Origin of the sequence: Williamsia muralis NBRC 105860, assembly GCF_001598915.1 — a bacterium.
Lineage (GTDB): Bacteria > Actinomycetota > Actinomycetes > Mycobacteriales > Mycobacteriaceae > Williamsia > Williamsia muralis.
Genome location: NZ_BDAP01000005.1, coordinates 154,945 through 168,132, shown reverse-complemented (window position 1 = coordinate 168,132; position 13,188 = coordinate 154,945). Strand labels below are relative to the sequence as shown.

At 66.0% G+C, this 13,188-nt stretch carries 16 protein-coding genes; 14 read left to right on the top strand and 2 right to left on the bottom strand.

Annotated features, from left to right (window positions below; all coding sequences use genetic code 11):
• Window position 1: 1 nt before the first annotated feature.
• From bioD to WIMU1_RS18730, 6 genes are read left to right on the top strand one after another with little or no spacing between them, the layout of a single operon-like run.
• Complete coding sequence (bioD, locus tag WIMU1_RS18750; protein ID WP_062799451.1) at window positions 2–691, top strand: dethiobiotin synthase; 690 nt, start codon at window positions 2–4, stop codon at window positions 689–691.
• Between the two features lie 40 nt (window positions 692–731).
• A complete protein-coding gene (gene bioB / locus WIMU1_RS18745) occupies window positions 732–1,766 on the top strand; it encodes a biotin synthase BioB (protein ID WP_062799450.1) in 1,035 nt (344 codons plus the stop codon).
• Between the two features lie 29 nt (window positions 1,767–1,795).
• Window positions 1,796–2,032 (top strand): biotin synthase auxiliary protein BsaP, encoded by a 237-nt coding sequence (gene bsaP / locus WIMU1_RS25860; RefSeq protein WP_030172909.1) that lies wholly within the window; start codon window positions 1,796–1,798, stop codon window positions 2,030–2,032.
• Window positions 2,029–2,625 carry a DUF2567 domain-containing protein gene (locus tag WIMU1_RS18740; protein ID WP_158599265.1) on the top strand — a complete coding sequence of 199 codons (597 nt, stop codon included), beginning with the start codon at window positions 2,029–2,031 and terminating at the stop codon, window positions 2,623–2,625. Before bsaP ends, WIMU1_RS18740 begins: the two co-directional genes overlap by 4 nt.
• A gap of 51 nt (window positions 2,626–2,676) precedes the next feature.
• Window positions 2,677–4,167, top strand: a complete 1,491-nt coding sequence (locus WIMU1_RS18735) for an MFS transporter (protein WP_062799446.1) — start codon at window positions 2,677–2,679, stop codon at window positions 4,165–4,167.
• Complete coding sequence (locus WIMU1_RS18730) at window positions 4,167–4,592, top strand: MarR family winged helix-turn-helix transcriptional regulator (RefSeq protein WP_062799444.1); 426 nt, start codon at window positions 4,167–4,169, stop codon at window positions 4,590–4,592. Before WIMU1_RS18735 ends, WIMU1_RS18730 begins: the two co-directional genes overlap by 1 nt.
• A 16-nt stretch (window positions 4,593–4,608) precedes the next feature.
• Here the strand turns inward: WIMU1_RS18730 and WIMU1_RS18725 are convergent, their stop codons facing one another.
• Window positions 4,609–5,304: an NUDIX hydrolase gene (locus WIMU1_RS18725; protein WP_062799442.1), complete on the bottom strand. Its 696-nt coding sequence runs from the start codon at window positions 5,302–5,304 to the stop codon at window positions 4,609–4,611.
• Between the two features lie 192 nt (window positions 5,305–5,496).
• Here WIMU1_RS18725 and nadA point away from each other — a divergent pair, with 192 nt between their 5' ends.
• The 3 genes from nadA (at window position 5,497) to WIMU1_RS18710 (ending at window position 8,606) form a co-directional block, all read left to right on the top strand.
• Window positions 5,497–6,516 (top strand): quinolinate synthase NadA, encoded by a 1,020-nt coding sequence (gene nadA / locus WIMU1_RS18720; RefSeq protein ID WP_023960993.1) that lies wholly within the window; start codon window positions 5,497–5,499, stop codon window positions 6,514–6,516.
• Window positions 6,513–7,382 (top strand): carboxylating nicotinate-nucleotide diphosphorylase, encoded by an 870-nt coding sequence (gene nadC, locus WIMU1_RS18715; RefSeq protein WP_062799440.1) that lies wholly within the window; start codon window positions 6,513–6,515, stop codon window positions 7,380–7,382. Before nadA ends, nadC begins: the two co-directional genes overlap by 4 nt.
• 210 nt (window positions 7,383–7,592) lie before the next feature.
• Window positions 7,593–8,606: an NAD(P)-dependent alcohol dehydrogenase gene (locus WIMU1_RS18710; protein WP_174548759.1), complete on the top strand. Its 1,014-nt coding sequence runs from the start codon at window positions 7,593–7,595 to the stop codon at window positions 8,604–8,606.
• A gap of 12 nt (window positions 8,607–8,618) precedes the next feature.
• On the opposite strand, the gene WIMU1_RS18705 is transcribed toward WIMU1_RS18710, so the two are convergent.
• Window positions 8,619–9,035 (bottom strand): phage holin family protein, encoded by a 417-nt coding sequence (locus WIMU1_RS18705; protein ID WP_062799436.1) that lies wholly within the window; start codon window positions 9,033–9,035, stop codon window positions 8,619–8,621.
• Window positions 9,036–9,145: 110 nt separating this feature from the next.
• Between WIMU1_RS18705 and hisD the strand changes: the two genes are divergently transcribed.
• Genes hisD through WIMU1_RS18680 form a run of 5 tightly spaced genes read left to right on the top strand, consistent with a single transcriptional unit; the run spans window position 9,146 to window position 13,184 of the window.
• Window positions 9,146–10,492 (top strand): histidinol dehydrogenase, encoded by a 1,347-nt coding sequence (hisD, locus tag WIMU1_RS18700; protein ID WP_062799834.1) that lies wholly within the window; start codon window positions 9,146–9,148, stop codon window positions 10,490–10,492.
• Complete coding sequence (locus WIMU1_RS18695) at window positions 10,489–11,619, top strand: histidinol-phosphate transaminase (RefSeq protein WP_062799434.1); 1,131 nt, start codon at window positions 10,489–10,491, stop codon at window positions 11,617–11,619. Before hisD ends, WIMU1_RS18695 begins: the two co-directional genes overlap by 4 nt.
• Window positions 11,616–12,236, top strand: a complete 621-nt coding sequence (gene hisB / locus WIMU1_RS18690; protein ID WP_062799433.1) for an imidazoleglycerol-phosphate dehydratase HisB — start codon at window positions 11,616–11,618, stop codon at window positions 12,234–12,236. Before WIMU1_RS18695 ends, hisB begins: the two co-directional genes overlap by 4 nt.
• A complete protein-coding gene (gene hisH / locus WIMU1_RS18685; RefSeq protein ID WP_023960979.1) occupies window positions 12,233–12,892 on the top strand; it encodes an imidazole glycerol phosphate synthase subunit HisH in 660 nt (219 codons plus the stop codon). The genes hisB and hisH overlap by 4 nt, the downstream gene beginning before the upstream one ends.
• Before the next feature lie 37 nt (window positions 12,893–12,929).
• Window positions 12,930–13,184 carry a hypothetical protein gene (locus WIMU1_RS18680; RefSeq protein ID WP_062799431.1) on the top strand — a complete coding sequence of 85 codons (255 nt, stop codon included), beginning with the start codon at window positions 12,930–12,932 and terminating at the stop codon, window positions 13,182–13,184.
• Window positions 13,185–13,188 lie beyond the last annotated feature (4 nt).

The window sequence follows — 13,188 nt, the reverse complement described above, 5'->3', positions numbered from 1 at the left end:
AGTGAATCTGGTCATCACCGGTACATCCACCGAAGTGGGCAAGACCATCACCACTGCGGCCCTCGCTGCAGCGGTGATGGCTCGTGGCCTCGACGTCGCCGTGTGCAAACCCGCCCAGACCGGGGTCGGTCCGGACGATCCCGGCGACATCGATGAAGTCGTGCGTCTCGCCGGCGTCAGGACAACGGCGGAAGGTGCCCGTTTCCGGGATCCACTGGCCCCCGAGCGTGCGGCCCGTAACGAAGGCGCCCCCCCGGTGCAGTTGTCCGACATCGTTGCGGCAGTGGACGGTCTGGCCGGGTCCGATCTTGTCCTCGTGGAGGGCGCCGGCGGTGTGCTGGTCCGGCTGGCTGTCGATCTGACCATCCTCGATGTCGCCGCGGCCATCGGTGCGCGTGTACTCGTGGTCGCTGCACCGGGACTGGGCAGTTTGAACCACACCGAACTCACCGTCCGCGCGATCACCGGGGCGGGACTCGAGTGTGCCGGGGTGGTGATCGGGTCCTGGCCCGTCGAGCCGGATCTTGCCGAACGGTCCAATCTCGAGGACTTGCCGCAGGTCACCGGCGTGCCCATCGTCGGGAAGGTGCCCGCCGGGGCGGGTACTTTAGACCGGCAGGCCTTCGTGTCGCAGGCAGTTGGATGGTTCGATCGCGATTGGCTGACCGCCATGTGTCCCACCCCAAACTGACCGCCCACGGTGATAGGGCACACTGAGACCCGCAATACTCATGACAAGAGGGAGGCCCCACGTGACCCAGGCACCAGTACGCACAGACATTCTGGACGTCGCGCGCGAGCAGGTGTTGGAACGCGGTGAAGGGCTCGACAAAGAGCAGACACTGCAGATCCTGCAGCTGCCCGACGAAAAACTGACCGATCTTCTGCAGCTCGCGCACGACGTGCGGATGAAGCACTGCGGGCCGGAGGTCGAGGTCGAAGGCATCATCTCGCTCAAGACCGGCGGTTGCCCCGAGGACTGCCATTTCTGCTCGCAGTCCGGCTTGTTCGCATCACCGGTGCGCAGCGCGTGGATCGACATCCCGGCTCTCGTGGAGGCCGCCAAGCAGACCGCGAAGTCCGGCGCCACCGAGTTCTGCATCGTCGCGGCGGTACGTGGTCCCGACAAGCGCCTTATGACGCAGGTTGCTGCCGGCATCGAAGCGATCCGCGCTGAGGTCGACATCCAGATCGCCTGCAGCCTGGGCATGTTGACGCAGGAACAGGTCGATGAGCTCAAGGCGATGGGTGTACACCGCTACAACCACAACCTGGAGACCGCGCGTTCGCACTTCCCGAACGTGGTCACCACCCACACCTGGGAGGAGCGGTTCGGAACGCTGAAGATGATTCGCGAGGCCGGTATGGAGGTGTGCTGCGGCGGCATCCTCGGCATGGGCGAGTCGCTCGAGCAGCGCGCCGAGTTCGCAGCGGATCTGGCGGCACTCGATCCCGACGAGGTCCCGCTGAACTTCCTGAACCCGCGTCCCGGCACCCCGTTCGGCGACCTCGACGTCTTGCCGGCCGCAGAAGCGCTCAAAGCGGTCGCCGCCTTCCGCCTGGCGCTGCCGCGCACCATCCTGCGGTTCGCCGGTGGCCGGGAGATCACCCTCGGTGACCTCGGCGCCAAGCAGGGCATCCTCGGCGGGATCAACGCGGTCATCGTCGGTAACTACCTCACCACCCTCGGCCGTCCGGCCGAGACCGATCTGGATCTGCTCGAAGAGCTGCAGATGCCGATCAAGGCCCTCAACGACTCGATCTGACAGTTCGCATCTCAAGGAACGCTCCGACGATGACCGACATCCCCGCGCCACTGGCCGCGCCTCTCACCTTCGGGGTGTACACGGGCGTGCGGTTGGAGCTCGAGCACCCGGACTCGGTGCCCAAGGCCGCGCAGTTGGGTCTGGAGCCGCCACGATATTGCGGCCAGTGTGGGCGCCGGATGGTCGTTCAAGTCCGTCCTGACGGATGGTCCGCGCGCTGCTCACGACACGGCACGGTCGACTCGGTGGAGCTGGCACAGCGTTGACCGGTTCGCGCCGGGCGTTGTCGCCTTCCGCATCGGCGGCCGCGCTGGTCGTGGCGGGGATTGTGTTGGTCGCTATCGCATGGGGAGTGATCTGGGGACTGCTCACCCCGGGCATCGACGGTCGGGTGATCGAATCGGGCAGGGCGGTGGCCACCGGCGACGCCGGCACCGAGTTCTCCGCCCTGGCGATCTTCTTCTGCGTGGCACTGGCCGCCGGTGTGGTGCTTGCCGTGGTGCTCTGGGTATCTCCGCTACTCCGTGGTCCGTTGGGCGTGGTGGTGTTGACCCTGTCGACGATCACGGCCGGTGTCGGGGCGGTATGGGTGGGCGATGCCATTGCGCGTCTGCGCTTTTCGGGTCGAGATGGGGTGGCGATAGGGCAGGAGTTCACCCAGCCGCCCAGCCTGCGCATCGTCGGCGCCCAGCTCGACATCTCCGGAGGAGTCGGATTCTCGTGGGCACTGCTGGTGATCGCGCCTCTGACTGCGCTGGTCACCATCATCTTGCTGGTCGCCCTTGAACGCGGCGAACCCCGCGAGTCGACGACCGACGAGGGTGCCCCCGTCGAAGCGAGTGTGTCGCACCGAGAGTGACGTGCTGCACAGGCACTTGCGCAGAAACAGTTGTAGTTTCACAATAGTTTCGTGACCAAACCAGTCGAGGATCTCAGTCGCAATCGCAAGGTGGCGATTCTCGCGACCTGCTGTCTCAGCCTGCTGATCGTCTCGATGGACGCGACCATCGTCAACGTCGCGATCCCGTCGATCAGGAGTGACTTCGAAGCCACGCCCACCGAATTGCAGTGGGTGATCGATGTCTACACGCTGGTGTTGGCCAGTTTGCTGATGCTCGCCGGAACCACCGCAGACCGATTCGGGCGGCGGCGGGTGTTCCAGATCGGCCTGACGTTGTTCGCTCTGGGCTCGCTTCTGTGCAGCCTGGCACCCAGCGTCGAGGTCCTCATCGCCGCCAGATTCCTCCAGGCGGTGGGCGGTTCGATGCTCAATCCGGTGGCCATGTCCATCATCACCCAGACGTTCTCGGGCCGGGTCGAACGTGCTCGGGCGGTCGGCGTCTGGGGTGCGGTGGTCGGGGTCTCGATGGCGCTCGGCCCGATCGTGGGCGGCGTGCTCATCGATCTGTTCAGTTGGCAGTCGGTGTTCCTGATCAACCTCCCGATCTGCCTGATCGCGGTGATCGCCACCATTGTTGTTGTGCCCGAATCGAAGTCGCAACGCGTTCGCGGACTCGACCCCATCGGACAAGGCCTGGCGATCACGTTCATGGCTGGTGTTGTCATCGGGTTGATCGAGGGGCCCGGCATGGGCTGGACTGATTGGCGGACGATCGGGATCTTTGTGGTGGCGATCGTCGCCTTCGGCGGTTTCTGCGCGTACGAACTGCGCCGGACCGACCCGTTCATCGAACTACGGTTCTTCCGCAGCATCCCGTTCTCGGCGGCCACCGTCACCGGCATCTGCGCCTTTGCCGCCTATGGCGCGTTCCTGTTCATGATGTCGATCTACCTGCAGGGAATTCGCGGCTACTCCCCGGTCGAGACGGGTCTGATGTTCCTGCCGATCGCGATCGGCACCATCATCTGCTCGCCGTTGTCCGGACGCCTGGTGGGCCGCTATGGAACGCGCCCATCCCTGGTGTTCGCGGGTGTGATGCTCGCATTGGCATCGAGCCTGCTCACGCAACTGGGACCGAACACCCCCAACTGGCAGATGCTCATCGTCTTCGGCATGTTCGGGGTCGGTTTCGGAACCGTGAACGCGCCGATCACCACGGCTGCCGTCAGCGGGATGCCGCGCGAACGCGCAGGTGCTGCGTCGGCGATCGCATCGACGAGCCGCCAACTCGGGATCAGCGTGGGGGTGGCGCTGTCGGGAACCATTGCCGGGTCGGTGATCGCGGCAGGACCCGAGTCGCCGGTGTCCGTCTCCGCGATGGCTCCGCTGTGGTGGGTGACCGCGGGACTCGCCCTCACCATCGCAGGACTGGGGATCTTCTCCACCACAGAGGCGTCGGCGCGCACCACGTCGCGGGTTGCCGACCTGTTCGCCGAGTCTGACGAGAAGCCGATCGTCCAGCCGACGCATCACACCCCCGCCGGCGGCAGGGGCCGGTGATGGGGGATCAGCGTGACGAGGTGTGGCGCACGATGACGACGCTGGTGCACAGTAACCGCGAGACGTGGCGCCGCGCGGTGATCGACCAAACGGGGTTGCCGTTCAGTCGATTCCGGATGCTGAGCCGGCTCGACGGGGGTCCACTCACCATGAAGCAGCTGGCGTCGGCGGCCACGGTGGACGCACCTGCCGCCACGGTGGCCGTGACAGAGCTGGAGCAGCGGGGACTGGTGGACCGTCGAACGGATCCGGCCAACCGGCGCAGCAAGGTGGTGTCGTTGACCGAGGCGGGGCGGGAGATGCTCGATGCGGCACGAGCGGTCGAGGATCCGGCGCCCCTGCCTTTCGACGCGCTCAGCGACGACGAGGTCGCTTCCCTCGCGGTTCTCCTGACAAAACTGGCCGAACACACGCGGACCGGGTGAGCGCGTTCGCGGCGGGTCAGGGCGGCGGGCGGAGCGTCGCGAACTCGTCGGTGATGCGCAGTTGTTTGTCGGCAAAACGGTAGAGCGCCGGTGGCCGCCCACCCGACGGGCCGGTCCGCCCGACTGTTCCGGTTGCGGTGATCACGCCGCGGCGGGACAGGATGCGCAGCAGATTCGTCGAGTCCACCGGGTAGCCGAGGGCGGCGCAGTAGATGTCGCTCAGAGCCGACATCGAGAACTCGGCGGGCGCGAGTGCAAACGCGATGTTCGTGTACGACAACTTCGCAGCCAGTCTCGACCGTGCCCGTTCGACGATCTGGCTGTGGTCGAAACTGATCTCCGGTAGTTGCGAGACCGGGTGCCATCGGGTGTCGGGTGGCAGATTCGGCTGTGAGTCGGACGGCACCATACCGAGATATGAGGACGCGATGACACGCGGTCCGGGCATCCGTTTGGGGTCGGAGAAGACCGACAGTTGCTCGAGGTGGGCGACTTCGCGCACGTCGACCTTCTCGGCCAATTGCCGCAGCGCCGAGGTCTTGAGGTCCTCGTCGGCTCGAAGGCCGCCGCCGGGCAGCGACCACGATCCGGCCTGCGGGTCGAACGCCCGCTGCCACAGCAAGACCGAGAGTTGGGGAGCGTCGGAGTCACCCGATTCGCGCACCTGGAACACGGCGCAGAGCACTTCATGAAAGACGCTCGGCGCAGGCATGGCTGCGAGTGTAGTGGGTGTCCGGTGCCCTGTTTGACCATGTCGAGGGGGTCGCGGATGCGGCCTTTCGGTGGCCCGTGGCGGGCGAGTGCTACGATCGGGTCGAGGTTTTCGATCTACAGTCGAAAACCCCAGCCCAGTATCCCAGGCCGGCCACCGTAGGTCGGCGCCACGAACAGGAGGTGGTTGGACATGACCACCACGGAACTCCCGATCGGCTCTACCGCACCTCTCTACACCGGAGTCGACCCCACGCCCGAATGGTTCGCCGAGATCAAGCGCCTGGCCAAGGCACGCAACGCGACCTTGCTGGCCCACAACTATCAGTTGCCCGCCATCCAGGACGTCGCCGACCACGTGGGCGACTCCCTTGCGCTGTCGCGCATCGCGGCCGAGGCCGAGACCGACGAGATCATCTTCTGTGGCGTGCACTTCATGGCGGAGACGGCCAAGATCCTCAGCCCCGACAAGCGGGTGCTCATCCCGGACGAGCGGGCCGGATGTTCGCTCGCTGACTCCATCACCGCCGAGGACCTGCGGGCCTGGAAGGCCGACTACCCGGATGCGGTGGTCGTCTCCTACGTCAACACGACAGCAGAGGTGAAGGGTCTCACCGATATCTGCTGCACGTCGTCGAACGCCGTCGATGTGGTCAACTCCATCGACCCCGACCGTGAGGTGCTCTTCCTCCCCGACCAGTTCCTGGGAGCCCACGTCAAGCGGGTGACCGGCCGTACGAACATGCAGATCTGGGCCGGCGAGTGTCACGTGCACGCCGGTATCAACGGTGATGAGCTGACGGAGAAGTCCCGGACCCACCCGGACGCCGAGTTGTACGTGCACCCCGAATGTGGTTGCGCCACTTCGGCTCTCTATCTCGCGGGCGAGGGCTTCGTGCCGGCGGACAAGGTCAAGATCCTCTCCACCGGTGGAATGCTCGACGCCGCCCGCGCCACCGGCGCAACACAGGTGCTGGTGGCCACCGAGGTCGGCATGCTGCACCAGCTGCGCAAGGCTGCCCCGGACGTCGATTTCCAGGCAGTCAACGACCGCGCGTCATGCCCGTACATGAAGATGATCACCCCGGCCGCTCTGCTGCGCTGCCTCACCGAGGGCAAGGACGAGGTGCACGTCGACGCCGCCACGGCCGAGCGCGCCCGGCTGAGCGTGCAGCGGATGATCGAGATCGGCAATCCGGGGTCGGGGGAGTGACGGCGGGCAACCCTGCCGGCACCGCTGAGGTCGCCGCACTGATCGCGACCGCACTGGACGAGGATCTGCGCTACGGACCCGACGTCACCACGGCCGCAACGGTTCCCGAGGGAGCAGTTGCGACCGTGGCCCTCGGCAGCCGGCAATCCGGTGTACTCGCCGGCCTCGACGTTGCACTACAGGTGTTCGATGCGGTGATCGGCACCGGCGCATACGAGGTGCTCGACCGCCTCGAGGACGGCGCGGTGGTCGAACCGGGCACGGTCGTCGCGACGTTGCGGGGCCCGGTCGGCGGACTGCTTGTCGCCGAACGCACTGCATTGAACCTCCTGTGTCATCTGTCGGGGATCGCCACCGCCACCGCGCAGTGGGTCGCCGAGCTCGATGGCACCGGCGCCAAGGTCCGTGATTCCCGAAAGACGTTGCCCGGCATGCGATCGCTCCAGAAGTACGCGGTGCGGTGTGGCGGGGGAGAGAACCACCGCATGGGGTTGGGCGACGCTGCACTGATCAAGGACAACCACGTGGCCGCGGCGGGTTCTGTCACGGCCGCGTTGCAGGCGGTGCGTGCCGCGTCGCCGGACCTGCCGTGTGAGGTCGAGGTGGACTCGCTCGAACAGCTCGACGAGGCACTGCTGCTGGAGGCGGAGCTGGTTCTGCTGGACAACTTCCCGTTGTGGCAGACCCAGATGGCGGTGCAGCGCAGGAACTCGCGGTCGCCGAAGACCAAACTCGAGTCCTCGGGTGGTCTGAGTCTGGATGTCGCCGAGGACTACGCCCGAACCGGTGTCGACTACCTCGCTGTCGGAGCGTTGACCCACTCGGTCATCGCGCTCGACCTAGGATTCGATTGGGTCGGCGACTAGTTCTCCGCAACGGCCGGATTTGTGTCCGTCCGCAGGTTCTGCAACTCCTGCACATCGACGCAAGGCCTGCGTTCGCGCTGACTCAGCGAACGGGGCCGGGGACATATGCGTCTGTACGATTGAATACGGCGCTCGACGCCATTCATTCGCACCACCAACGCCAATCCCCTGGAGGTAGAACACGTGCCGACCGTCAATGCCTACGCCGCGATGTCCGCGACGGAAGAGCTGGTCCCCACCACCATCAACACTCGTGAGGTGGGTCCGCACGATGTTCGCATCGCGGTTGCGTACGCCGGGATCTGTCACTCGGACATCCACACCGCTCGCAACGAATGGGGCAACACCGCATACCCCGTCGTGCCCGGTCACGAGATCGCGGGAACCGTCTCGGAGATCGGTTCCGAGGTGACCAAGTACCAGGTCGGCGACCGGGTGGGAGTCGGGTGCTTTGTCGATTCATGCCGTGAGTGCGAGGCCTGCGTCCTCGGCCAGGAGCAGTACTGCAGGCGCGGGATGGTCGGCACGTACAACTCGACCGGTCGCAACGGCGAGCCGACCACCGGTGGATACGCCCAAGAAGTGGTGGTCGACGCGAATTACGTGCTCCGCATCCCCGATTCCTTGGGGCTCGATGTGGCAGCTCCGCTGTTGTGCGCCGGGATCACCACCTACTCGCCGTTGCGGCACTGGGGTGCGGGGCCGGGCAAACGGGTCGCGATCATCGGTCTCGGGGGACTGGGTCACATGGGCGTCAAGATCGCTGCGGCCATGGGCGCCGAGGTGAGTGTGATCTCGCAATCCCTCAAGAAGATGGAAGACGGATTGCGGCTCGGCGCGCAGCACTATTACGCCACCGACGACCCGGCAACGTTCAAGCAACTGCGCGGAAAGTTTGATCTCATCATCAACACGGTGTCGGTCAACTTCGACATCAACAAGTACATGGGCATGCTCGCGCTGAACGGCACGCTGGTGGAACTCGGGCTGCCGGAGAAGCCGATCTCGGTCCGGGCGATGTCCCTGACCGCGAACCGGCGTTCGCTGGCCGGCTCGATGATCGGCGGCATCGCCGAGACCCAGGAGATGTTGGACTTCTGCGCCGAGCACGATCTGGGGTCGGAGATCGAGGTCATCCCCGCACAGCAGATCAACGAGGCCTACGAGCGGGTGATCGCATCCGACGTCCGCTACCGGTTTGTCATCGACAACTCGACGCTGTGAACCCGCCGGTCGTCATCTGAACGTCTGACGCGCTTGTCTCCGGTCCCGCGATCTGCGATCGGGAACAAGCGCGCCGAGCAGGAAGTTGACGATCGAGATGATCACCGACCCCCACACCGCGGTCCAGAACCCGTCGATGCTGAGCCCGAACTCGGTGGAGTCGGTGATCCACGCGGTCAGCAGCAGCATCAAAGCGTTGATGACCAGCGTGAACAAGCCGAGTGTGAGGATCAGCAGGGGGATCGACAGCAGTTTCACCACCGGCTTGATCGCGGTGTTCACCACGGTGAACACCAGGGCGATGAACAGGACGATCAGGACCTGTGCGGACGTGTCGCGGCCGTCGGTGGCGATGGAGATGCCGGAGACGAGCGCCGCGGCCATCCAGATCGCGATGGCGTTGATCAGCAGGCGGACGACGAAGACCATGTACTGATCGTAGGGCCGCCGGTGAAAACGGCTGGCCGCACCGCATATCCTTGAACTCGGATCCATAGCGCACTATGGATCGCCGACCCACCCGTCAGGAGTATTCGCCGATGCTTGCCCGCACCGACCTACGCGGTGCCCGTGCCACCACTGCTCAACTGCGCCGGGCGATGCCGCGCGGCGCGACCGACGTCGACGCAGTCCTCGGACAGGTCAAGCCGGTGATCGACGCGATCCGCGACCGCGGGGCCGAGGCCGCCCTGGAGTACGGGAAAAAGTTCGACGGCGTCGCACCCGACACCGTGCGGGTCCCGGCCGAGTTGATCGACCAGGCTCTGGCCGACATCGACCCGGACGTCCGCGCCGCACTCACCGAGTCCATCGACCGGGCTCGGAAGGTGCACGCCGACCAGCGCCGCACCGATGTGACAACTGAGGTCAGTCCAGGCGGAACGGTGACCGAGCGCTGGATCCCCGTGAGCCGCGTGGGTCTGTACGTGCCCGGCGGCAACGCCGTGTACCCCTCCAGTGTCGTGATGAACGTGGTGCCTGCCCAGGAAGCCGGCGTCGACACCCTGGTGGTCAGTTCCCCGCCTCAGGCGCAGTTCGGTGGCAGGCCGCACCCGACCATCTTGGCGGCGTGCGCGCTGCTCGGGGTCACCGAGGTGTGGGCGGTGGGCGGCGCGCAGGCGGTGGCACTGCTCACCTACGGCGGCACCGACACCGATGGCACCGACCTCGACCCGGTCGACCTCATCACCGGCCCCGGCAACATCTACGTCACCGCCGCAAAACGGTTGTGCCGCAGCGTTGTCGGGATCGACTCGGAGGCAGGGCCCACCGAGATCGCGATCCTCGCGGACGATTCGGCGAACCCGGTCAATGTGGCCGCCGATCTCATCAGTCAGGCCGAGCACGATGTGATGGCTGCGTCTGTCCTGGTCACCGACAGCACGGCCTTGGCCGATGCAGTGGAGGCCGAACTCGAAGTACAGATCGAGCGCACCACACACAGCGAACGGGTACGCACCGCGCTGGGCGGACCGCAATCAGGGGTGATCCTCGTCGACGACATCGAGCAGGGACTCCGGGTGGTCAATGCCTACGCGGCCGAGCACCTCGAGATCCAGACCCGCGATGCCAAGGGTGTTGCGGCGCAGGTGCACAGCGCCGGCGCCATCTTCGTCGGCGACTTTTCGCCGGTCAGTCTGGGTGACTACTGCGCGGGTTCCAATCACGTGCTGCCCACATCGGGGTCGGCTCGGTACAGTTCGGGACTGTCGGTACAGACATTCCTGCGTGGCGTGCACGTCATCGACTACGACGAGGCCGCTCTCAAAGAGGTCTCCGGGCATGTGCAGACACTTGCGCGTGCCGAGGATCTTCCCGCCCACGGCGAAGCTGTCCGCCTGCGGTTCGCCGGCGCGGTGGACAGTACCGGCGGCGAGCAGCGGTGAGCGCTCCCAGTAGCCGCATCGGGTTGGACGACCTTCCGCTCCGCGAGTCGCTGAGGGGCCAATCACCCTATGGCGCACCGCAACTGGAAGTCCCCTATCGGCTGAACACCAACGAGAACCCGCACCCACCGTCGCAGGCACTGGTCGACGACCTGGCAGAGTCGGTGCGTGCTGCGGCAAGTCAGTTGCACCGCTATCCCGATCGCGACGCCGTTGCCCTGCGTACGGATCTGGCCGCATACCTCACCACCCGGACCGGCATTCGGCTCGGTGTCGAGAACCTGTGGGCAGCAAACGGATCCAATGAAGTGCTGCAGCAGTTGTTGCAGGCCTTCGGCGGGCCGGGACGAACGGCACTCGGATTCGTGCCCTCGTACTCGATGCATCCGATCATCTCCACGGGTATCGACACCACCTGGATCGAGGCCAAGCGCAGCGCCGATTTCTCGTTCGACCTCGACGTGGCACTGGCCGCGATCGAGGAACTGCGGCCCGACGTGGTGTTCCTGACGTCGCCGAACAATCCGACGGGTGGCTCGATACCGCTGGACGAGATGCGGGCAGTCGCGGCGGCGGCGCCCGGCATCGTCATCGTCGACGAGGCCTATGCGGAGTTCTCCGCGGCACCGAGCGCTGTCGCCCTGATCGAGGAGTTCCCGGCCACGGTTGTTGTCAGCCGGACCATGAGCAAGGCGTTCGCCTTCGCCGGAGGACGGCTCGGTTACCTGGCCGCCGACCCGGCCATGATCGACGCCCTGTTGCTGGTCCGTTTGCCGTATCACCTCTCGGTGATCACGCAGGCTGCCGCGCGCGCGGCACTGCGGCACGCCGACGACACCCTCGCGGGAGTCGCGGCCATCGTCGCCGAGCGCGAACGGGTCACCGCGGGACTGACCGACCTGGGCTTCCACGTGGTCGACTCCGACGCCAACTTCATCCTGTTCGGCGACTTCGCCGACGCCACCGCCACCTGGCAGCACTATCTCGACGGCGGTGTGCTGATCCGGGACATGCTCATCGCCGGGCATCTGCGTGCGACCATCGGCCTGCCCGCCGAGAACGACGCACTGCTGGCACGCAGTGCCGAACTGGCCGGCTCCGACCTCGTAGGAGGACAACAACAATGACAACCCAGGCTCGCGTCGCGCGAATCGAGCGCACCACCCGCGAATCATCCATCACCGTCGAGATCAACCTCGACGGCACCGGCAACACCGAGATCTCCACGGGGGTGGCCTTCTACGACCACATGCTCACCGCGTTCGGGGCACACGGCAGTTTCGACCTGACCGTCGCGGCGAAGGGCGACGTGGAGATCGAGGCGCACCACACCGTCGAGGACACCGCGATCGTGCTCGGCCAGGCGATTCGACAGGCGTTGGGTGACAAATCGGGTATCCGTCGCTTCGGCGACGCATGGATCCCCATGGACGAGACACTCGCGCAGGCGATCGTCGACGTCTCGGGCCGGCCCTACTGCGTGTTTACCGGAGAACCCGACCACCTTCTCACCAGCACGATCGGTGGCAATCCGGGTGTGCCGTACCACACGGTGATCAACAAGCACGTGTTCGAATCCCTGGCGATGAACGCACAGATCGCACTGCATGTCCGCACGCTGTACGGTCGCGATCCCCACCACATCACCGAGGCGCAGTTCAAGGCAGTGGCACGCGCTCTGCGGGCGGCGGTGGAGCCAGACCCGCGGGTGAGCGGGGTTCCCTCGACGAAAGGTGCGCTGTGAGCAACACCGGAAGCGGCACCGAAGGCCGCACAGTCGCCATCCTCGACTACGGATCAGGCAATCTGCGCTCGGCGCAGCGAGCGCTCGAGCGCACCGGTGCCGACGTCACCGTTACCTCGGACGCACACACGGCCCTGGAGGCCGACGGACTCGTCGTGCCCGGCGTCGGAGCCTTCGCGACATGCATGGAAGGGCTGCGCGAGATCAAGGGCGACCGCATCATCGATGATCGGCTCGCCGGCGGTCGCCCGGTGCTGGGCATCTGCGTCGGAATGCAGATCCTGTTCGAACGGGGCGTCGAGTTCGGTGTCGAGGCGGACGGGTGCGGGCAGTGGCCGGGCACGGTCAGTGCGCTGCCTGCCCCGGTGCTCCCACACATGGGCTGGAATACCGTTGAGGCGGAGCCGGATTCGGTCCTCTTCGAGGGTATGCCCGCCGATGAGCGGTTCTATTTTGTGCACTCCTATGCGGCGCAGACATGGGAACTGCACTCCGAGGGACATTTCAAACCCGCCAAGCTCACGTGGTCCGAACACGGTGGTCGATTTCTCGCCGCCGTTGAGAACGGCCCACTGAGTGCGACCCAGTTCCACCCGGAGAAGTCCGGTGACGCCGGAGCCCGGCTCCTGCGCAACTGGGTGCGGTCGTTGAAGTGAGCTCGACCTGCCCGACCGCGATCACGCGCGGACGGCGATGAGCCCGGCGCGCCAGTTCTCTTTTGCCCGACTCGCCGTGTTCGCACTCGGCGCCGGCACGGCGGTTCTGGTGCTCTCGGTGCCCGTGGTGATCTGGTTGGCGCAGGTCGCACCGCTGGCCGCCCTGGTCGTCGCGCTGCTGGCACTGGTGGTCGCGGTCGCGGCGATGGGTATTGTGGCCAACCGGATGGTTGACCGGGCAGCCCATGCCGGTGGCGCCGAGATCGACCCGAAGAACACCGAAAGGGATTGACACA